This window comes from Tessaracoccus bendigoensis DSM 12906, assembly GCF_900141915.1.
In the GTDB taxonomy this organism is placed as follows: Bacteria; Actinomycetota; Actinomycetes; order Propionibacteriales; family Propionibacteriaceae; genus Arachnia; species Arachnia bendigoensis.
This window is the reverse complement of sequence record NZ_FQZG01000045.1, coordinates 1-19,953: the sequence shown is the minus strand read 5'-3', so window position 1 is coordinate 19,953 and position 19,953 is coordinate 1. Positions and strand designations below refer to the sequence as shown.

Here is a 19,953-nt window from a genome sequence, read left to right as displayed (position 1 = left end):
CCTATGGGATGGGAGTGGGAGTGCTGATCGGTGCCGTCCTCGCCGAGGAGATGGTTGACCAGTGGTTCCTCAGCTGATGAACCCGCCATTCAACGCCCACCAGGGCAGCAGGCCGAACAGCACCAAGGTGGCTCCCGATGCCGCCATCACGGCCCGGACGGGGCGTCGGAGCAACTCGTCGAAGATCGCCCCCGCGAGCAGCAGGAGCCCGGTCAGGCCCAGCGTCAGCCAGCCCAGCCTGGCGCCGGTGACGAGGCAGATCAGGGTGACCGCAGCGAGGAGCACACAGGAGGCGGCTCCTACTCGGCGAAGCTTGAGAACCGTCAACCTTCCTCCACCATCTCGTCAGTGAGCACGAACTTGTCGAGCCTACCTTCGCGGTTGCCGCTTGGGAAGCCGGGGGCCTCTCCCGTCACCAGCGAAGTGTCGCCGTCACCAGCGTCATCGCTCGTTACCAGCGAAGTGCCGCCGTTACCAGCCGAATTGCTCGTTACCAGCGAAATACCGCTGGTAACGAGCATTACCGCTGGTATCCGCGGAACAACGCCCATCACGCGCGAAACCGGAGCGCGAGCCCTCTTCTCAGAGGGGATTTGCGCTCCGGTTTCAGTGGAGCGGGCGACGGGAATCGAACCCGCGTATCGAGCTTGGGAAGCTAGCGCTCTGCCATTGAGCTACGCCCGCGTGGAACACAGGTTAGCAGGGTTGAGGGGGTGCGCGCCTCTCGGCCCTTCCTGACGCCCGGATCGTGGGCGGACCGGCCACCTGGCGACGCTGACGGCCAGGTGACATCCGCCAGCTGCGGGGACAAGTAGGCTGGACACATGTGCAGCGCGCAGGTCTCAATGATGCGCGACAACCGCGCCATCACCCGGCTTGCGGTTGCCCACGACGCTTCCCATTTCCTCCTGACCCCGGCCGAGGTCGTCACTCCGGTGACCGTCGAGGATGTCGCGGCCCTGATGCACGGAGCGGCCGAGCAGCGGAAGCCGATGACGTTCAGGGCCGGCGGCACCAGCCTCTGCGGCCAGTCGGTCAGCGACTCGACCCTGGTCGACACGCGCAGGCATTTTCGTGACGTAGAGGTGCTGGACGACGGCCTCCGTGTCCGGGTCGGTACCGGTGTGACCCTGGCCCGGGTCAACGCCCACCTGGCCCGATACGGACGTCGCCTCGGCCCCGACCCGACCAGCGCCATCGCATGCACCATCGGCGGCATCCTGGCCAACAACTCAAGCGGCATGCTGGCGGGCCTGGAGCAGAGTTCGTATCACACCGTCGAATCGATGGTGTGCGTGCTGCCCAGCGGCCTCATCATCGACACCGCCGACCCCTCAGCCGACATCACCCTGCGGCTCGAGGAGCCTCAGCTAGCGGGCGGTCTCCACATGTTGCGCAAGCGGCTGCTGGCCAACCCGGCGGCCGTGGCAGACGTCCGTCGGTTGTTCGCCATGAAGAACACCATGGGATACGGCATCAACGCGTTGCTCGATTTCCACCGCCCTGTCGACATCATGTCCCACCTGCTGATCGGCAGCGAGGGGACGCTCGGGTTCGTGGCAGAGGCGACATTCCGGACGGTGCCGCTGGCCAGGCACCTGGCCGCGGCACTGGCCATCTTCAAGGATCTGGACTCGGCCGCTGCAGCCGCCGAACACCTGGCTGGCCACGATTTCGAGGCCGTCGAGTTGATGGACGTGGCCTCCCTGCGCGTGGTGCGGAGACAGAAGTCCGCTCCCCCGCTGCTGCGCACGATCGAACTGGACAGGCAGGCGGCCCTCCTGGTCGAGTTGCACGACGTGGACGCGGAGTCGTTGCATCGTCGCGTCACCGCCGCGAACGAGGCACTCCACGGGCTCGACGTCGTGGCCTCGGTACCGATGACGACCGACCCCGAGCGGCGCGGCTCGCTGGTCGAGCTGCGGCGTGGGCTCTACGCGAGGGTCGCGGGGGCGAGGGCGTCCGGCACGACGACGCTACTGGAGGACATCAGCATCCCGCTCGACCGGTTCCGCGAGATGTGCCACGCGCTGGACGACCTGTTCGTCAAACACGGCTACGGCATTCTGAACGTGCCGATCTTCGCGCATGCGCGCGACGGCAACATCCATTTCCTGCTCAGCGAGCGTTTCGACGAGCCGCAGGGGCTGCTCCGGTTCCGGAAGTTCACCCGCGACCTGGTCCGGCAGGTGCTGAACCGGGGCGGTGTCCTCAAGGCCGAGCACGGCACCGGCCGGGCGATGGCGCCCTTCGTCCGGGACCAGTACGGCGATGAGCTGTATGCGGTGATGCGGGCGATCAAGTTCCTGTTCGATCCGGGCGGGGTGCTCAACCCCGGCGTGATCATCACCGACGACCCCGACGAGCACCTGCTCCACCTCAAGTTGATGCCGCAGATCGAGCAGGAGGTCGACAACTGCATCGAGTGTGGCTACTGCGAGGCCGGTTGCCCGTCGCGCGACCTGACGCTGACCCCGAGGCAGCGCATCGTGCTGCGCCGCGAGATCAGCGCCCGGCGCGACGACCACGACCTGCTCAGGCAGATCGCAGAGAGCTACGAATACGAGGCCGTGGAGACCTGCGCCGCGGACGGGATGTGCTCGGTCGCCTGCCCGCTCGGGATCGACACCGGCGACCTGGTGCGTCGGCAGCGGGCCGAAGATGTCGGCACTGTAGAGAAGGCCGGCTGGCTGCAGGCGGCGAAGACCTGGACGATCACCACGCGGCTCGGTTCGACCGCGCTGACATTCGCCAGGTCCGCCTCTCCCCTGGCCGACGCGACCACCGACTTCGGGCGCAAGCGACTCGGCGCCGACGCCGTCCCCCGCTACGATCACAACCTTCCAAGGGGCGCGGGGATCAGGCGTCGCGCCCGTCGTCGGGACCGACGCGACCCGGGCGTGGCAGCCTATTTCCCATCGTGCATGCAGACGGTGTTCGGCACGTCCGGCGTGGGCGTCTTCGCCGCCTTCCGCGAGCTGTGTCTGCGGGCGCAGGTGCGCGTCACGATGCTCGACGCCGAGGGGCTCTGCTGCGGCGCGCCCTGGCGCGCCAAGGGCATCCAGGAGGGCTACGAGGTGATGCGCCGGAAGGTACACGCCGAGATCGTCAGGCCGGACCCGATTCCGGTGATCACCGACGCGAGCAGTTGCACGCATGCCTTGGCGGAGATGGCGCGGCACTGGCAGGTGCCGGTGCTGGACGTCGTCGAGTTCACCGCAGACGACCTGTTGCCCAACTTGAAGCTCACCCGCCCCGTCGGGTCCATCATGGTGCACCCGACGTGTTCGTCCACCCGGTTGGGGATCAACGGGTCTCTCTTGGAGATCGCACGCTTCATCAGCCACGACGTGTCGGTACCACTCAGTTGGGCGTGCTGCGGCTTCGCTGGCGATCGGGGGCTGCTGCACCCCGAACTGACAGCCAGCGCCACGTCCGAGATGGCAGGAGAGATCAACCAGCGCGAGTACGCGGCCTACGCCTCGTTGAACCGGACCTGTGAGATCGGGATGTCGCGGGCCACAGGTCGGCCATACCGGCACATCCTCGAACTGCTGGAAGAGGCGACCCGTCCACGCAGGGGGTGACCTGTTCAGATCGGGCCGCGCGCCGCGAAGGGCCTCAACCGACCTCGGCGACGATGTCGGCCGCCAACTGGACGACGCGGGTGTCCTCAGCCTCCGGCGTGAACCCCATCCTCACGATCACCAGACCCTGGCTCGGGATCACGAACATGCGTTGCCCGTCGTGGCCGCTGGCCCAGTACGCGTCCGCAGGCAGGGTCGGCTCCACGAATCCGCCGTCCGGCAACCTGTTCACCCACCAAGAGGCGGCCAGCCCCGGCGAATCGGTACCCTCGACCGCCCGGACGGTGGTCGACTGCTCCATCCAGCCTTCGGGCAGGAGCCTCTTCCCGCCGATGACGCCGTCGTTAAGTGCGAACCAGCCGATCCGTGCCCAGCCGCGCGGTGTCGCCCACAGGTAGCTGCTGCAGACCGGCGTGCCGGTCATGTCGACCTCCAGGACGGCCGACGACACCCCCAGCGGGGCGAACAGCTCCTCGCGGGGAAGGTTCGCTCCCCTGCCCGCCTTTGAGTTGAGCACCGAGCATAGGAAGGTGGTGCTGCCGCTGGAGTACTGCTGGAACGTCCCGGCGGTGTGCGCGGCCCGCTGGGAAGCAACGAAACCGGCCATGTCCGGCTCGTCGTAGAGCATCCGCGTGATGGGGGTGCCGAGCTCGTAGGTCTCGTCCCACTCCAACCCACTGGTCATCCGCAGCAGGTCGTCGACGGTGATCTGGGCGCGCTCGTCCTCCCATTCGGGCCGAAGCTGCGCGTCGCCGAGCCCGACCTTGCCGTCCATGACGAGCCGCCCCGTCAGCAGGCTGGTGACAGATTTGGTCATCGACCAACCCAGCTGCGGCGTCTCGGATGAGAAGCCGACGGCGTATCGCTCGCCAACGACGACACCGCGGTGGAGCACCACGACCGCCCGGGTGCCGAGATCGGCCCGGTCCTGCTCACCGAGGTCCTCACCGAACGCCCGGTCGATGGCCCGCTCAATCGCCGGGTCGGGTTCGGCAGACTCGAACTCTGGGGCAGACCTGACCTCGACCGGTGCGGGCAGCGCCGGTCGACTACTTCCGACGGTGCAGCCGAACCCGTCGGTGTACCAGGCGTCCTGGCCTGCAAGGAAACCGGCGAGGCTGACCCTGGCGTGACCGGCCCGGTCGTGCCAAGGGGTCAGATACGGCACCAGCGGGTTGGGCGGCAGGTCGTCTTCCGGGTTGTTCCTATCGGCCACCTCGACGACGGCGCAAAGGTTGTGTACGGCGTAGCCGGTCGCGGTGCGCAGCAGCGGGCGCAGATACCAGTACCCACCGACGCCCACGACCAGCAGAACGGCGAGGCCGACCGCGAGGACAAGGGTCCAGGCTCGGCCACGTTCACGCTGCATGGCTGCACGGTATCGGAAGGTGCTCCCCCGGAGAAACCCTGCTGCCCGGATCAGTCACCCAGCCCGGTTCCGACCCCCTTCGCTGCCCGGATCCACGGGTCGTCCAACGGCACCGTCTTCAGGTTGCCCGCCACGTCTTCGAGGGGCACCGGCACAGCCGTGCCAGCTTGCGACGCGACCATGATCCCGAACTCGCCTGCCTGCACGAGGTCGGCCCCGGCGGAACCGAGAAGGGTGCCGAGCAGCCTGTCATTTGCATCCGGGGTTCCGCCCCGCTGCACGTAGCCAAGCACGGTGACGCGCGATTCCAGCCCGGTCGCGGCCTCCAGCGACGACGCCAGCTTGAACGCGTTATCCCGGTGCGCAGCCTCCACCGTCGCCTTGTGCTTGTTTGCCGCGCTCCTGGCCTCGGCCGTCGAAGCACCCTTGACCAGAGCGACGGCGGCGGCGAGGTCGGCGGCGTCCTCTTGGTTCCTGGCACCTTCGGCGAGCGCGATCACCGAGAAGTTGCGGCTTGAACGGGCCCTTGCGGCCACCGATTCGGCGATCGACTCGATGGAGTACGGGATCTCCGGGATCAGGATGATGTCGGCGCCTCCAGCGATGCCGGCGCCGAGCGCGAGCCAACCCGCCTTGTGGCCCATGATCTCGACGACGATCAGCCGGTGATGCGAGTGGGCCGTCGAATGGAGCCGGTCGACCGCCTCGGTCGCGATGCCGAGCGAGGTCGAGAACCCGAAACTGGTGTCGGTGTTCGCGATGTCGTTGTCGATGGTCTTCGGCAGGTGGATCACGTTGAGCCCGGCATCCGCCAACCGCTTGGCGTTCTTCGCCGTGCCCCCGCCCCCGATGCACACGATAGCGTCGAGCTTGTTCCTCTCACAGTTCTCGACGATGGTCGGCACCATGTCGCGGACCTCACCGTCGACTACCATCTTGTGCGGTTTGTCCCGTGAGGTGCCGAGGATGGTGCCGCCGACGGTCAGGATCCCGGCGAGCGCGCCGCCGTCGAGTGGCTGCCAGCGGTCTTCGACCAGGCCCCGGAGCCCGTCACGGAAGCCGATCAGTTCCATCCCGTGGTGGCCGATCGCGGTCTTGCCGAACCCTCGGATCGCGGCATTGAGCCCCGGGGAGTCGCCCCCCGCCGTCAATATTCCGACACGTTTTCCCATTTTGATCCTCCTCGTCGCTGCCACAACCCTATTGCCAGGGTTCGGTTTGAGAGCCGATTCCCTCAGAACGTGTCGGATGCGGACCATGGGGTGGCTCTGCCTGTGCCCGCCGACCGGGACGGGCCACTCAGTGGTGCCCCTGGCACTCCCCGGAGAGCCCCCTCAACGGCCCCCGTTGGCAGGGTCAGGCAAGCGTCGGGCGGCCTAAACTGCTGACATGTCGAACCGCATTGACGATCTCCGCTGCGCTGACCAGGACCGCGAACTGGTAGCCCAGGTGCTGAACAACGCCTACGCGGAAGGTCGGCTCACGTTCGAGGAGCACGCCGAGCGCATCGCGCACGCTTACGACGCCAAGACCTTCGGCGACCTGAACTCACTCACTGCCGACCTGGTTGCGCAGCGGCGGCCCGTCGCGCAGCCTGTGGTCGCCCAGCAGGCCCCCCGGCCACCCGCAATCGCCGCGCCGGGCGAGTTCACCGGCGGGAATGCCTTCCTCTCGACGTTCAAACCCGGTCGGCTGGACGTGGTCGCCTCGGAGGTGACGGTCAACGCGTGGCTCGGGGAGGTGCGTCTCGACCTTGTCAACGCGACGTTCGTCGACCGGGAAACCACCATCAACGTCGGCGGCATGATGTGTGACGTGCGAATCCGGGTGCCGGAGGGTGTCGACGTCAACGTTTCACGGCTCTCGGGTGTCATGAGCGAGACCAAGGTCGACGGGACGAGGCCCCGCCCCGACGGCATCCGGGTCAACCTGGTCGGTACTGTGGTCATGGGAGAGGTGACGGTCCTCGGGCCGGACACCACGAAGAGGAACAAGTACGAGAAATTTGTGAAGTGAGCCGGTGCCCCACGTCGATCAGAGAGACTTTCCGCCCGCAAGGCGTTCCGCCACCGTACCGGTAGATCGGGCCGGGCACGAGGACCTGTTCGCCCCTCCCGGGGCCACCTGGCAGCGGTTGTCGCCGAACTATCTGAAGATGAAGTTGCTCCTCATCCCCCTCACGTGGGGGCTGATCTCGGCCGCACTCACCGTCGTCTCCTTCCTGTGGGCACCCCGCTGGGTCGCCTGGAGCGTGGTCGCGCTCGCCTTTGTGTGGATCGGGTGGCGGCTGTGGCGGGCTCCCCGGGTCTACCGGCGCTGGGGTTTCGCCGAGCGGGACGAGGACGTCTACGTCACCAATGGTCTCTGGTTCCGCACGCTGCAGTGCGTGCCGTACGGCCGGATGCAGCTGGTGGAGGTGACGTCCGGTCCGATCGAGCAGCGCTTCGGCCTGGCGAGCGTGCAGATGGTGACCTCATCGACCGCGGGCACGGTTTCGATCCCCGGCCTGGACGCCACGGCTGCCGCCGCGCTGCGGGACCGGCTGATCGCGAGGGGCGAGCAGCAGCAGGCCGGCATCTGATGCCCACCGAAGCGGCACCGGAAGAGACCCCGTCGAAGATCATCGAGCGGCCGAGCCCGCTGACAGGGTTGGCACGCTCAGGCCTTGCGCTGGCCGCTGCCGCCGTGTTCCTCGGCCGCGAGTTCCTCGAGTCCGACGGACCGGTCACCGCCACCCCAATGCTGCTTGGAGGGATCGCGGCCGTGATCGCCCTGTTCGGCGGTATCAGCGGCATCATCACGTGGAAGACGACCACGTTCGTCGCCGATGAGGCCGAGTTCCGGGTCGAACGGAACTTCATCAACAGATCCTCCACTCGGGTCGACTACACCAAGGTGCAGTCGGTCGACATCGGCCAGCCGTTCATCGCCCGGCTGTTGGGGTTGGCGAAGGTACACATCGACGTCGGTGGCGCAGGCGGGGTCGATCTTGCGTATCTCCGCAAGGCACGTGCCGAGACGCTGCGTGAGGATCTGATCGCGAGGATGCGGCACGCCCGGTCGGATCACCGGGACGGCGCCGAGGAGCCGGACGCAACCACCGGGCAGGAGGACGCGGACGAGTCGGTCGTCGTCAAGGTGCCGGCCCGCAACCTGCTGCTCGGCACCCTGGTCTCCGGTGGTGCGACCTTCTCGCTGATCATCGCCGTCACCTTCGTGGTCTTGTCCGTGTTCGCCGACACGCCGGTGACGTTGGTGGCGGGCGTCATCGCGGTCGGGGGTTGGCTCTGGTCACAGACCGGCCGGAACTGGGGTTTCACCATGACGCGCCGCGGCGAGTCGCTGCGGATCACGCGGGGCCTGCTGAGCACCACCGCCCAGGGGTTGCGTCCCGAACGGATCCAGGCGGTGGCCGTGAGGCAGGATCTCCTCCAGCGCCTGACCGGGCTGTACCAGGTCACCGTCACCGTGCTCGGCTACGGCGACCCCACCTCCGGCGACGACGCGTCCACCAACGCCGTCGTGCTGCCGTACGGCACCTGGGAAGAGGTGCTGACGGTGCTGCGGGCGTTCTGGTCCGACGTCGACCTCGCCGACATCGAACCGAACGGGCAACCGGAACGCGCCCGATGGCTCACGCCTGTCACGTTCCACACCCACACCTGGGGCATCGGGCGCGACGTGATGGTCGCTCAGCACGGCCTGTTCACGCAGGTGCGCTCGATCGTCCCGCACCGCAGGATGCAGTCGGCCAGCATTGAGCAGGGCCCGTTGCAGCGGCGGCTGCGGCTTGCCGGGATCCTGGTTCACACCACCGACGGACCGGTGACCCTGCAGTTGAAGCATCTGGACGAGGGGGTCGCGCGTATGGTCTTCCTCGACCAGTTGGAACGCGCCCGCCTGGCCCGCCTCGCCGTCGAGTGAGCGCTCGGCGAGGACGCTCCGGGCGGGATGTGGTGGCGCCCCACAGCGGTCGGATAACCGCTCGGTGCACGTCAGGCGTTGAGCACTAACCCGGGTTCGTTGAGGAAAACGACGCCCGATCTCGGCGTGTCGCCCATCGAACCCTCGATAGTGCTCAACCCTTTGTCAGTTGCAACCCCTCGCCAGTTGATCGGCGTTTGTCAGTTGATCCCGTCGGCTTCCTCAACCAGCGGATCCGGGTGTTCGACGGCGTCCCTGGCGAACAGCGCCGCGCCGACGATCCCCGCGCGGTTGCGCATCTTTGCCGGGACGATCGGGGTCTTGAGGTCGAACAGGTGCCCGAACTTGTCCCAGTCCTTCGACACGCCACCGCCGACGACGAACAGGTCGGGCGAGAACAGCATCTCGAGATGGCTGTAGTAGGGCTGCAAGCGCTCGTGCGTCCACTTCTTGTAGGACAGGCCTTCCTTCTCCTTGACCGACGACGCGGCCCTGCTCTCGGCGTCGTAGCCGTCGAGTTCCAGGTGCCCCAGCTCGGCGTTCGGGATCAGGACCCCGCGGTGGATGATCGCCGCACCGATCCCGGTACCGAGCGTCGTGAGGATGACGAGCCCGTCGTTTCCCTTCGCGGCACCGAAGTACACCTCGGCCAGCCCCGCGGCGTCGGCGTCGTTGACCAACGCGATCTTGCGCCCGAGTCGCTCCTCGAAGAAGCGGTCGGCGTTGAACCCCGCCCACTCCTGATCGAGGTTGGCGATGAAGGGGACCACACCGTGCAGGACGGGGGCCGGGATCGTCAGGCCGACCGGGGCGTCCCCGATCACCGGTTCGAAATGCTCGATGATCTCGCCGATCACGGCGGCGATGTTGGCGGGCGTCGACTTTGCCGGAGTTGGGATACGGAGACGGTCGGCGACGAACTCGCCGGTCTCGAGATCTACCGGCGCGCCCTTGACGCCGGAGCCGCCCACATCGATGCCCAGGATAATGCTCATGCGGGAAATCGTAGCCGTCGGGCCACCTACACGTGGGACAGGGTCCCAAAGCCGGGCCCGCGGAGGGCCCCGGCCAGGATCACATTCTCTCGGGAGCGTCGATTCCGAGCAGGCTCAGGCCCTTCGCCAGGACCTGCTTGGTGGCGGCGCACAGCGCAAGCCGGGAGGCCCGCACGTCACCGTCAGACTTGAGCACCGGGCAGACCTCGTAGAACGAGGCCAACGTGCCGGCCAATTCGTACAGGTACGTACACAACTTGTGGGGGGTCAGGTGCTGGGCGAGGTCGTCGACCACGTCACCGAAACCGCTGAGCGTCAACGCCAACTGCTGCTCAACGGGCTCGTCGAGGACCGTCACCGCGCCGTAGTGGATGCCCTCCGCCTCGGCCCTGCGGAGGATCTGGCTGACGCGGGCGTGCGCGTACTGCAGGTAGGGGCCGGTGTTGCCGGTCGTCTGCACCATGCGTTCGACGTCGAAGGTGTAGTCCTTCTGCAGGCCGCTGCTGAGGTCGGCGTACTTGATCGCCGCCAGCGCGATGTTGGGCGCGGCTTCCTCTTCCGCGGCGTCGAGCAGCGAGTCGAGCGTTGCGGCCTTGCCGTCGCGGGTCTTGAACGGTCGCCCGTCCGGCCCGAGCACCATGCCGTAGCCGACATGCTGGGCGACGACGTCGTCGGGCAGGAACCCGGCGAGACGGGCCGCGGCGAAGACCTGGGCGAAGTGGCCGGCCTGGCGGGCGTCGGTGACGTAGATGATCCGGTCGGCGTGCAGGTCGCGGACGCGGCGGCGGATCGCGGCCAGATCGGTGGTGGCGTAACCGAAGCCTCCGTCCGACTTGCGCACGATCAGCGGCGCCTCGAACCCGTCGACGAAGATGCAGAGCGCGCCCTGGTCGACGACGGCGACACCGGATTCCTCCAGTTCCTTCACGAGCACGGGGAGGTCGTCGTTGTAGGTGCTCTCCCCCGCCAGGTCGTCGTCGGTGAGCAGGACGTTGAGACGTTCGTAGGCGTGGTTGAACGCCGGCTTGGAGATGTCGACGAGTTGCCGCCAGATTTCCAGGGACGCCTCGTCGCCGCCCTGGAACGTCGCAACCCTTGCCCGGGCGCGGGTCGCGAACTCCTCATCGTCCCTGAACCGGCCAGCGGCACGCTTGTAGAGCGCGTCGGCATCGTCGAGGCTGAGTTGCGTGACGTCGAGCCCCTCGTCATGCACCTCTTCGATCAGCATGCCGAACTGGGTGCCCCAGTCGCCGATGTGGTTCTGCGGGATGACGGTGTTGCCGACGGCGGTGAGGGTGCGGTTGAAGCAGTCGCCGATGATGGTCGTGCGGAGGTGCCCCACATGCATCTGCTTGGCGACGTTCGGCGCCGAGTAGTCGATGACGACCCGCTGCGGGTAGTGCGTGACGTTGACGCCGCCGTCGGGGTCTTCCAACAGCGCGGTGACCGCACCGGCGAGGATGTCGGTGCGGAGCCGGAAGTTGATGAACCCCGGCCCTGCGATGTCGGGCTTCTCGCAGAGGTCCCGGACGTCGAGTCGCTCGATGATGTCGGCCGCGACCTCACGGGGCGCGCGGCCCTCCTGCTTCGCCAGGCGGAGGGCGACATTCGACTGGAAGTGCCCGAACTGGGGTTTGGTGGCGGGACGCATCTCGGGGTCGATGCCGGTGACGGCACGGAGGCGCGCGTCGAGGAGCGCGGGGAGCGATTGCATGGGCTCCATTCTCGCACCAGCGGGCTGCCCACCCCAATCCCGGCCAACCGGTTTCATCGCTGTCACCGGTTCAGGCCGAAGCGCGGAGCCGCTCCCACTTCGCGTAACGGGCGAAGATGGCTCCGCACGCCAGCAGGAGCACCGCCGCCCCTATGGTGACCCCGAGCGCCGCCCTGTGCCCGGAGGCGTCGGCGACCGTACCGCCCAGCAGGTTCCCGGCGGAGGTGCCGAGCGTGATCGACGCCGACAACAGCGTCATCGCAAACCCGAGCCGCGCCGGTGGCGTGCGCTGGCCCGCGGCGGCAAAGATCGTCACCAGGATCGGCCCGATGGGCGCACCGACCAGCAGCAGCCCCAGCGCCATCTGCCAGGGGTCGTTCGGCAACAACAGCAACCCGGTGGCCGGCACCGCGATGACGGCGCACAACAGCCACCTGGCGGCGGCGCTCCACCTCGCGGGCCAGCGCGACACGCTCAACGCGCCGAGGCCGGACGTGATGCCCATCGCCGCGTAAAGGAGGCCCCCCGTACCCGGGTGGCCGGATTCGTCGGCGAACACCGTCATCGTGGTCGCCAGGGACCCGAAGACCGCACCGACGCCGAGCATGCCCGCTACCGCGATGGCCATGAAGCCCCATGCCGTCCTGACTGGGCCGCTGACCCCTGCACCCGCCTGGTGTGCGACGGCAGCACCCGCCCCGGAGCTGCGGTCGGCGACGAACGCCGGCACGGCGATCATGGCGAGCACACCCGCGATGACCAGCGGCACCGGGGCACCGGCCGCCGAAGCGACGATGCCCACCAGAGCGGGTCCGAACACGTAGCTGAGCTCGTCGACCGTGCTTTCGTAGCCCAACGCCAGGTCGATCGTGGCGCGGTCGTTGGGCCCGGTGAGTCGACGGATCCACCGCACCCTGGCCATAGGGCCTACCTGCGGGACGACCATGCCGGCGAGTAGGGCGCTGCCGATCAGCGTCGGGTCGAGCTGGACCAGCCCGTCCCGCGGCGAGCCCGCCCACAGGAGGCCTCCGAGGGCGGCGACGTACGCGACGGTGGAGAGCAGCAGGACGATCCGTTGCCCCCACCGATCCGAGGCCGTCCCCATGATCGGGGCCCCGATCCCGACGCCGACGCCCGCGATGGCAGCGACGGCGCCGGGGGTGGTGAAGTCGCTTGCGCCCGCCGCGACATAGGTGAGGGCGCCGATCGTCAGCATCGACTGCGGTAGCCGGGCTAGCGCGGAGGCGACCACATAGGGCCAGCCCACGAGCCTGATCAGCTTGGCGAAGCCCTCGTCGGCGACTGGGCGTCTGTCGGTCGGAGGGGTCGGTTCGTGCGGTGGCTGCGCTTTGTTGTTCCGGGTCATGTGGCGTCCTCAAACTCGTCGCCGACGGCGACTGTTGTGCGACGTCCCAGCCTCCCGCCGCACGCTGACCCAAAGATGACGCGGGTTATTATACCCGACCAGTGCGCGTCGGACGTTGAGCACTATCCGGGGGTCACGTCGAACGTTGAGCACTATCCGGGGGTCACGTCGAACGTTGAGCACTACCCGGGGGTCGTTTGGCCTCCCACGGCGTTTACTGCTGAAAACGCCGTCGGCCCCGAATCGAGTGCCGGATAGTGCTCAACGCCAACCGTTCCACAGACCCTCAGAGGGCTTCGACGGCGGCCCTCTCGACGGCCAGGCCCGCACGGTAGCGGTCCATGAACCGGTTGAAGCCCTCGACGTCGGCGGCCAGCGGTTCGACGGTGTCGACCTCGGCATCCGCGAACACCTCGCTACCAAGCCAGTCCGCCAGCGGGACGTCGGCGCCAAGGTAGGCCGCCAGCAGCGCCATGCCCCATGCGCCACCCTCCCCGGCCACCTCGCCGACCGAAACGGGGGTGTCCATCGCCGCCGCGAGGAAGCCCTGGGCGACGCCCTTCGTCTTGAAGAGCCCCCCGTGCGCGAACATCGAATCGAGCCCGACGCCCTCGTCGCGCAACAGCACGTCCATCCCGACTCGAAGCGCACCCAACGCAGCGAAGAGGTGCGTGCGCATGAAGTTGGCCAGGTTGAACGTGCTGGACGGCGTACGCAGGAACATCGGCCGACCCGCCTCAAGCCCGGTCACGTGCTCGCCTGCGAGGTAGTTGAAGGCGAGCATGCCACCGCCGTCGGCGTCTGCTTCCAGCGCGGTGCGGTAAAGCGTCTCGAACAAGGTGTTGGTGTCGAACTCAGCACCCAAAGCCCGTCCAACCTCGCCGAGAAGCGAAACCCAGGCGCTCAGGTCGATCGTGCCGTTGTTGCAGTGCGCCATGCCGACGAGGTCGCCCGCCGGGGTGGTGACCAGGTCGATCTGTTCGTGGAGTTCCTTCAACGGCCCTTCGAGCACGACCATCGCGAAGATCGACGTGCCTGCCGAGACGTTGGCGGTGCGCCGGGCGACCGAGTTGGTGGCCACCATCCCGGTGCCGGCGTCACCCTCCGGCGGTGCGACGGCCGCACCAGCCTGCAACGCGCCCGATGGGTCGAGCAGCAAGGCGCCGTCGGCAGTCAGCGCGCCAGCCTGGCGACCCGCGGGCAGAGGTTCGGGCAGCAGGTCGGCGAGCGACCAGCCGAACCCACGATCGGCGACGAGCGCATCGAACTGCGCGACCAGGCCCCGGTCGTAGCCGCCGGTGGCCACGTCGATGGGGAACATGCCGCTGGCGTCACCGACGCCGATGAGTCGCTCGCCGGTCAGGCGCCAGTGGACGTAGGACGCGAGCGTCTCCAGATGGTCGATCCGGGCGACGTGCTCTTCGCCACGCAGGATCGCCTGGTAGAGGTGCGCGATGCTCCAGCGCTGCGGGATGTTGTGCTGGAACAGTTGGGTCAGCTCAGCCGCCGCCTCACCCGTCATGGTGTTCTGCCAGGTGCGGAACGGCACGAGCAGTTCGCCCGCGGCATCGAAGGCGAGATAGCCGTGCATCATGGCCGAGATGCCGAGCGACCCGACTTTGTCGAGGGTCACCCCGAAGCGGGACGTTACCTGCGCTGCAAGGTCGGCATAGGCCGCCTGGATCCCAGCCCAGATCGCGTCAAGATCGTAGGTCCACACGCCGTCTTCGAATTTCGCCTTCCAGTCGAACCCTCCGGTGGCGAGCGGCTGTCGTTCCCCGCCGATCAGGACCGCCTTGATCCGGGTCGAGCCGAACTCGATCCCCAACGCGGTGTGACCGTTCACAATTTCGTCTGCGGCGATGGTGTTGTGATCCACATTGACCTCCAGTTTGGTGTGGTCCAATCATGACTGGTCGGGGGCCGGTTGTCATAGTCGGGGCCGGGAAAGCCGGACGCGGTCGGCGTCGACCGACCCCCGGTCGACGGCGTCACCAGCGAGAATCCGCCGTCACCAGGGAGTTTGCGCCGACACCAGGGAAATGCCGCGACACCAGCGAAACCACGCCGACACCAACCAAAACCCTCGACACCAGCGAAATACCGCAGGTAACCAGCCATAGCCCTGGTAACGCGCACGGACAACCCCTCACCCAACCGCCGCCGACGACGTCGCCAGGCTCGTCAGGACCGGGCGGCCTCCAACAGCGACGGGTCGTACGGGTCCTGCTGGGGCTTTCGCCCTGTCAGTACGTCCCACTCGACCTTCAGGTTCGCCGCCCACTCCCGGCCAGCTCCCCTGATCCAGTTGAGCGGAAACCGGCTCCGCATCGTCGTGTCGCCCACGCCGACGGCGTCGACCCCGACCAGTTCGCAGATCGCGATCGCCCGTCCCACGTGGTAATCCTGAGTAAGGACCGTCATCTCCTTCACGCCGTAGACGTCGCGGGCACGAACGCACGAGTCGTAGGTGTCGAACCCTGCTGGGTCCTCGACGACCTGGTCGGCCGGGACGCCCCGGTCGACCAGATAGTCCCTCATCACGCGAGTCTCGAAGTTGGACCGCTCCAGGCCGTCTCCGCTGACGAGGACGGCACGAATCCTGCCCTGCTCATAGAGGTCGACGGCCAGGTCGAGGCGGGCGGCCAGGAAGGCCGAAGGACGCCCCGGGTCCGCCTTGGCCCCGAGCACCATCGCCACACCCCGTTCGGGCACATCGGCGAGCGTGTGCGTGCGCCCCGCCGACAAGACCGCGAGATGCACGTAGCTTCCGATCACCGGGACCGCCGCGACAAGTGCGACGATCCCGGCGACCTTGAGCCACCGGGGCACCCTTGAGGCACGTTCAGCCACGGTGATTGAGATACCAGCTCACCAGGGCCTGCGTCGAGGCGTCCTGCTTCGCAAGCGCCTCGACGTCGCCGAAGACCGCCGGCGCGATCTCGAGAGCCAGCTTCTTGCCCAATTCCACGCCCCACTGGTCGAACGAGTCGAGACCCCACACGACGCCCTCGACGAAGGTGATGTGTTCGTACAGGGCGATGAGCTGGCCGACGACCGACGGGGTCAGCTCATTGGCGAGGATCGACGTCGTGGGCCTGTTCCCCGCGAACACCCGCGCGGGAACGATGGCCTCGGGGGTACCCTCGGCCCGCACCTCGTCTGCGGTCTTGCCGAACGCAAGGGCAGCCGTCTGGGCGAAGAAGTTGGCCAGGAAGAGGCCGTGCACGTCGGTGCCGCCGTCCTCGATCGGGTGCGCCGGGTTGGCGACCGCGATGAAGTCCGCCGGGATCAGCCGCGTGCCCTGGTGGATGAGTTGGTAGAACGCGTGCTGCCCGTTGGTGCCGGGCTCGCCCCAGAAGATCTCGCCGGTCTCCGTGGTGACCGGCGCGCCGTCCCACCGCACCGACTTGCCGTTGGACTCCATGGTCAGCTGCTGCAGGTAGGCCGGGAAACGGTGCAGGTACTGCGCGTAGGGCAGCACCGCATGGCTGTGGGCCTGGAAGAAGTTGACGTACCAGACGTTGATCAGCCCCATGAGAAGCGGCACGTTGCGTTCGGGCGCGACGGTGCGGAAGTGCTCGTCGACGGCGTGGAAGCCCGCAAGGAAGTCCTGGAAGCCCTGGGGTCCGACGGCGATCGCCACGGGGAGCCCGACCGCCGAGTCGACCGAGTAGCGCCCGCCGACCCAGTCCCAGAATCCGAACGCGTTGGCGGGGTCGATACCGAAGGCGGCGACCTTGTCCAGCGCCGTCGAGACGGCGACGAAGTGCTTGGCGATCGCGGCCCTCCGCGCGTCGTCCGTGTCTTCGATGGCGCCGACCTCGACGAGTCGGCCGAGCAGCCAGTCGCGCGCCATTCGCGCGTTGGTCAGGGTCTCGAGCGTGGTGAACGTCTTGGAGGCGACGATGAACAACGTCGTGGTGGGATCGAGATCCGCGACCTTCTCGGCGACGTCGCTCGGGTCGATGTTGGAGACGAAGCGGCAGGTGAGGCCCTCCTGCTTGTACGGCAGCAGGGCCTCATAGACCATGACGGGGCCGAGGTCTGAACCGCCGATGCCGATGTTGACCACCGTCGAGATCGGTTTTCCGGTGACGCCCTTCCACTCCCCCGAGCGAACCTTGTCGGCGAACGCGAACATCTCGTTCAGCACGGCGTGTACGTCGGCGACGACGTCCTGGCCCTCGACGACGAGTTCGGCGTCGGCCGGCAGCCGCAGGGCGGTGTGGAGCACCGAACGGTTCTCCGTGACGTTGATCCGCTCGCCAGTAAACATCGCGTCGCGACGCCCGGCCACGCCGACCTCGTCTGCCAGGCGAACCAGGGCGTCGAGGATGTCTTCGTTGATCAGATTCTTCGAAAGGTCGACGTGAAGGTCGGCGACGTCGAATGTGAACTCGTCGGCGCGTTTCGGGTCGGCTTCGAACCAGCCCCGCAGGTCGGGGACAAGGGCGTCCTTGAGCGTCTTCAGGTCCGACCAGGCTTCGGTGGTCGTGGGGTCAACCGGATTGTTCATGGCCCAAGAGTAGCTTCGCCGGGATCGGTGAAGTCGCGTCGGTGCGGCAAACTCTTGTAGCCGGAATGGCCACAGGGTTTGAGATCTGGCGGCACCTCTCAGCGGCCGCTGTGCGATTAGGATGGCCCATGCCCGTCCCGCCTCCCCGCATGGTCGCTGTGCCTGCCGGCACGATCACATTGCGGGACGCTCGGACCGACACATCGCGGAGCGCCGAGCTCGGGTCGTTCCTCATGGCCCGAGCGCCCGTGACCTGGTCGCTCTACGCGGGCACGCTCAAGGAGCAGGCGCCAGCAGGCCAGGGCGCCGACACACCCGTCCACTCGGTTTCCTGGCGCAGCGCCGTCAGGTGGTGCAATGCGCTGTCGTCGCTCTTGGGCGTGGCTCCGGCCTATCGATTCGACGGTGAACGCGTCGCCTGGGACGTGGCCTCGGAAGGGTTCCGCCTGCCCACGGAGGCCGAGTGGGAGTGGGCGTGCCGCGCAGGATCATCGGGTCCGCGCTACGGACCTCTCCCGGAGGTCGCCTGGACCGAGGCTGACCGGGTTGCCGGGCCGCAGAGAGTGCAGACGAAGCGCCCCAACGCATTCGGCCTCTATGACATGCTCGGCAACGTGTGGGAGTGGTGCTGGGACTACTGCGACCCGGCCCGCTACGCCGACTACCGGGTGCTGCGCGGAGGCGGCTGGGCCGACAAGCATTGGAGCGTGCGCGCCTCCGTCCGTCGGGGCAGTGCCCCGGGCGCCGAGCTTGACGACGTCGGGTTCCGAGTGATTCAGGGCGGCTTCCAAGGCGTCGAGGATGGCGCTCAGGGGTGGTCCGACCGTGCCGATCGGGAGCGGGCAAGGCTGGCTGGGGCGCCGCCCGGCTGGACACCTCTACTGGTGTAGCCGGGCCGGCATCCGGCGCCCCCATACCGGGGTCCCCGGCCAGCACTGGCGGAGCGCCTTCCAGCACGCAAGATTTACAGTGTAAATCTGGTGCCCCCGGCTGGCCCTGGCCAAGTCGGCCTCAGCCGACGCTGATGTGTACGTGGTCGTAGTGGTTCGCCGAGACGCTGCCCCGGTCGGACATTGCGCGCCACCCCTCGCCCGCACGCTGGGTCGTCCAGATCTTCTGCTCGTAGATGACCTCGATGATGCCGAGAGAGCTGGCGTTGGCGCGGGCCCAGTCGGCGATCTGCTGGCCGTAGTCGCCACTGACCATGACGTCGATCGCCTGGCCCGACCCGTGGTACGACCCGGCACCCGGGCGGTAGCCGCCGTAGCTGCTCACGCCGTCGAACTTGGCGCACACCGTGCGAAGCACCGTGACGGTGCGTGAGGTGAGGTGCGACTCGAGGTCGCCCGCCTTGGCGCATTGCGCCGTCGAGGCCCCTCCCGAGCCACTGCTTCCCGACGCGCTGCTACCCGTGGCACCGCTGGCCGGGGCGCTGCTACCCGTGGCACCGCTGGCCGGGGCGCTGCTGGTGGACGCAGGCTTCGGGGTCTTGACGACCGGCTTCTCCGCGGTCAGGAAGCTCGCCTTGACCCAGCCCGACTTCTTCGACACGATGACCTGCTGCCAACCGTCGACGGCCCGCTTGGTGACGGCGATGGGCTCATCCTCAGCGAGGGTGGTCACGGTGTCGAACCCCTTGCCGGGACCGGTACGGACATAGACAGCCGCGGTGGCGAACTGGGTACCTGCGACCGCGCCCAGGCTCTGGTAGTCGACCGGGGTGGGCGTCGGCGTGGGAGTCGGTTTGGCGGTCGCAGTCGCGGTGGCACTGGGAACCGCGCTGGGCACCGCGGAAGCGCTGGCGGTCGCACTCGGCGAGGCCGAAGGCGAAACGGCACTCGGCGAGGCCGACGGCGTCACGGTCGTCGGCGAGGCCGAGGGGCTGGGGAGGGCTGCCCGCGCGAGATCGCGGGAGGTGCCGAGCTGCGTGGTGGAGACCCCCGCCGGATCTGCCTGGTCGATCGTCGGGGACACGTCGACAGCCCCGAGCGTGAGCCCGACGACCGCAAGCAGTGCCAGCGGCGTCGTCACATACCGGGCGACCCGCCTGGGCGCCTTCGACGGCCCTTGGGCCCGGCGGCCCGGTTGGACGGTGCCAAGATCGACCACTTCGCCCATCGCATCGTCTTCCACCGGTACCGCCCTCTTCGCCGCTGCCATCACTACGCCTCCCTGAGAAACTCTTAAGGTCTTCTCAGACTAGATGACTTGCCGCGGGATTCCAAGCGCTCACCTTCTGATGCCCACGACGTCTTGGCCGCCCAGCCGCGCGGGCCGGGTCTGACCCACGGCCGCACCATCACGCAAGCCTCATGCGCCCAGGCGCTCGGGTCGGGCCTGACCTTGAGCACTATTCGGGACTCGTTTACCGAAATGACGCCCGCCTACGGCGTGTCGCCCATCGAGCCCGGGATAGTGCTCAGCGGACCTACAGCGCTCGGGTCGGGCCTGGCCTTGAGCACTATTCGGGACTCGTCTA

Annotated in this window: 17 protein-coding genes and 1 tRNA gene; 6 read left to right on the top strand and 12 right to left on the bottom strand. The window is 67.9% G+C overall.

The features are described 5' to 3' along the window. Nucleotides 1-69 precede the first annotated feature (69 nt). From BUC15_RS12075 to BUC15_RS12065, 3 genes are all read right to left on the bottom strand, one after another. Nucleotides 70-285 (bottom strand): hypothetical protein, encoded by a 216-nt coding sequence (locus BUC15_RS12075; protein WP_073188626.1) that lies wholly within the window; start codon nucleotides 283-285, stop codon nucleotides 70-72. A gap of 38 nt (nucleotides 286-323) precedes the next feature. Next, nucleotides 324-554, bottom strand: coding sequence for a hypothetical protein (locus tag BUC15_RS12070; RefSeq protein ID WP_139280241.1), 231 nt, complete (start codon nucleotides 552-554; stop codon nucleotides 324-326). A gap of 56 nt (nucleotides 555-610) precedes the next feature. Next, nucleotides 611-684 (bottom strand) — tRNA-Gly (locus tag BUC15_RS12065). Between the two features lie 140 nt (nucleotides 685-824). Between BUC15_RS12065 and BUC15_RS12060 the strand changes: the two genes are divergently transcribed. After that, complete coding sequence (locus BUC15_RS12060; protein WP_084189556.1) at nucleotides 825-3,587, top strand: FAD-binding and (Fe-S)-binding domain-containing protein; 2,763 nt, start codon at nucleotides 825-827, stop codon at nucleotides 3,585-3,587. A 34-nt stretch (nucleotides 3,588-3,621) separates the two neighbouring features. On the opposite strand, the gene BUC15_RS12055 is transcribed toward BUC15_RS12060, so the two are convergent. After that, nucleotides 3,622-4,956: a serine hydrolase domain-containing protein gene (locus BUC15_RS12055; RefSeq protein ID WP_073188622.1), complete on the bottom strand. Its 1,335-nt coding sequence runs from the start codon at nucleotides 4,954-4,956 to the stop codon at nucleotides 3,622-3,624. 50 nt (nucleotides 4,957-5,006) lie between these two features. Further along, a complete protein-coding gene (locus BUC15_RS12050) occupies nucleotides 5,007-6,128 on the bottom strand; it encodes a 6-phosphofructokinase (protein WP_073188620.1) in 1,122 nt (373 codons plus the stop codon). Nucleotides 6,129-6,345: 217 nt separating this feature from the next. Here BUC15_RS12050 and BUC15_RS12045 point away from each other — a divergent pair, with 217 nt between their 5' ends. From BUC15_RS12045 to BUC15_RS12035, 3 genes are all read left to right on the top strand, one after another. Beyond that, complete coding sequence (locus BUC15_RS12045; protein WP_073188618.1) at nucleotides 6,346-6,972, top strand: DUF1707 SHOCT-like domain-containing protein; 627 nt, start codon at nucleotides 6,346-6,348, stop codon at nucleotides 6,970-6,972. A 139-nt stretch (nucleotides 6,973-7,111) separates the two neighbouring features. Beyond that, nucleotides 7,112-7,537, top strand: coding sequence for a PH domain-containing protein (locus tag BUC15_RS12040; RefSeq protein ID WP_139280240.1), 426 nt, complete (start codon nucleotides 7,112-7,114; stop codon nucleotides 7,535-7,537). Beyond that, on the top strand, nucleotides 7,537-8,880 hold the full coding sequence (locus BUC15_RS12035; protein ID WP_073188616.1) for a PH domain-containing protein: 1,344 nt from the start codon (nucleotides 7,537-7,539) through the stop codon (nucleotides 8,878-8,880). The genes BUC15_RS12040 and BUC15_RS12035 overlap by 1 nt, the downstream gene beginning before the upstream one ends. A gap of 200 nt (nucleotides 8,881-9,080) precedes the next feature. Here the strand turns inward: BUC15_RS12035 and ppgK are convergent, their stop codons facing one another. From ppgK to pgi, 6 genes are all read right to left on the bottom strand, one after another. Continuing rightward, the gene (ppgK, locus tag BUC15_RS12030) at nucleotides 9,081-9,875 is read right to left on the bottom strand and encodes a polyphosphate--glucose phosphotransferase (RefSeq protein WP_073188614.1); all 795 of its coding nucleotides are present in this window, start codon (nucleotides 9,873-9,875) and stop codon (nucleotides 9,081-9,083) included. Between the two features lie 79 nt (nucleotides 9,876-9,954). Beyond that, nucleotides 9,955-11,589 (bottom strand): arginine--tRNA ligase, encoded by a 1,635-nt coding sequence (gene argS, locus BUC15_RS12025; protein WP_073188612.1) that lies wholly within the window; start codon nucleotides 11,587-11,589, stop codon nucleotides 9,955-9,957. Between the two features lie 70 nt (nucleotides 11,590-11,659). Next, the gene (locus BUC15_RS12020) at nucleotides 11,660-12,955 is read right to left on the bottom strand and encodes an MFS transporter (protein ID WP_073188610.1); all 1,296 of its coding nucleotides are present in this window, start codon (nucleotides 12,953-12,955) and stop codon (nucleotides 11,660-11,662) included. Between the two features lie 286 nt (nucleotides 12,956-13,241). After that, nucleotides 13,242-14,834, bottom strand: a complete 1,593-nt coding sequence (locus BUC15_RS12015; protein ID WP_245787971.1) for a xylulokinase — start codon at nucleotides 14,832-14,834, stop codon at nucleotides 13,242-13,244. A 305-nt stretch (nucleotides 14,835-15,139) separates the two neighbouring features. Continuing rightward, on the bottom strand, nucleotides 15,140-15,808 hold the full coding sequence (locus tag BUC15_RS12010; RefSeq protein ID WP_245787970.1) for a SanA/YdcF family protein: 669 nt from the start codon (nucleotides 15,806-15,808) through the stop codon (nucleotides 15,140-15,142). Beyond that, on the bottom strand, nucleotides 15,801-17,474 hold the full coding sequence (pgi, locus tag BUC15_RS12005; RefSeq protein WP_073188608.1) for a glucose-6-phosphate isomerase: 1,674 nt from the start codon (nucleotides 17,472-17,474) through the stop codon (nucleotides 15,801-15,803). Before pgi ends, BUC15_RS12010 begins: the two co-directional genes overlap by 8 nt. A 128-nt stretch (nucleotides 17,475-17,602) precedes the next feature. Between pgi and BUC15_RS12000 the strand changes: the two genes are divergently transcribed. Continuing rightward, on the top strand, nucleotides 17,603-18,364 hold the full coding sequence (locus BUC15_RS12000; RefSeq protein ID WP_217652222.1) for a formylglycine-generating enzyme family protein: 762 nt from the start codon (nucleotides 17,603-17,605) through the stop codon (nucleotides 18,362-18,364). Nucleotides 18,365-18,485: 121 nt separating this feature from the next. On the opposite strand, the gene BUC15_RS11995 is transcribed toward BUC15_RS12000, so the two are convergent. Next, on the bottom strand, nucleotides 18,486-19,634 hold the full coding sequence (locus BUC15_RS11995) for an SH3 domain-containing protein (protein ID WP_073188604.1): 1,149 nt from the start codon (nucleotides 19,632-19,634) through the stop codon (nucleotides 18,486-18,488). 48 nt (nucleotides 19,635-19,682) lie between these two features. On the opposite strand from BUC15_RS11995, the gene BUC15_RS20455 reads away from it, so the two are divergent. After that, nucleotides 19,683-19,953, top strand: a 271-nt coding sequence (locus BUC15_RS20455) for a hypothetical protein (RefSeq protein ID WP_217652221.1), incomplete at its 3' end; no start/stop codon positions are given.

Bases quoted from the DNA above. Each gene is read 5' to 3' on its own strand.
- BUC15_RS12050 (WP_073188620.1), bottom strand. From the start codon at position 6,128: ATGGGAAAACGTGTCGGAATATTGACGGCGGGGGGCGACTCCCCGGGG.
- BUC15_RS12040 (WP_139280240.1), top strand. From the start codon at position 7,112: ATGAAGTTGCTCCTCATCCCCCTCACGTGGGGGCTGATCTCGGCCGCA.
- BUC15_RS12055 (WP_073188622.1), bottom strand. From the start codon at position 4,956: ATGCAGCGTGAACGTGGCCGAGCCTGGACCCTTGTCCTCGCGGTCGGC.
- argS (WP_073188612.1), bottom strand. From the start codon at position 11,589: ATGCAATCGCTCCCCGCGCTCCTCGACGCGCGCCTCCGTGCCGTCACC.
- pgi (WP_073188608.1), bottom strand. From the start codon at position 17,474: ATGAACAATCCGGTTGACCCCACGACCACCGAAGCCTGGTCGGACCTG.
- ppgK (WP_073188614.1), bottom strand. From the start codon at position 9,875: ATGAGCATTATCCTGGGCATCGATGTGGGCGGCTCCGGCGTCAAGGGC.
- BUC15_RS12020 (WP_073188610.1), bottom strand. From the start codon at position 12,955: ATGACCCGGAACAACAAAGCGCAGCCACCGCACGAACCGACCCCTCCG.
- BUC15_RS12000 (WP_217652222.1), top strand. From the start codon at position 17,603: ATGCCCGTCCCGCCTCCCCGCATGGTCGCTGTGCCTGCCGGCACGATC.
- BUC15_RS11995 (WP_073188604.1), bottom strand. From the start codon at position 19,634: ATGGCAGCGGCGAAGAGGGCGGTACCGGTGGAAGACGATGCGATGGGC.
- BUC15_RS12035 (WP_073188616.1), top strand. From the start codon at position 7,537: ATGCCCACCGAAGCGGCACCGGAAGAGACCCCGTCGAAGATCATCGAG.
- BUC15_RS12060 (WP_084189556.1), top strand. From the start codon at position 825: ATGTGCAGCGCGCAGGTCTCAATGATGCGCGACAACCGCGCCATCACC.
- BUC15_RS12045 (WP_073188618.1), top strand. From the start codon at position 6,346: ATGTCGAACCGCATTGACGATCTCCGCTGCGCTGACCAGGACCGCGAA.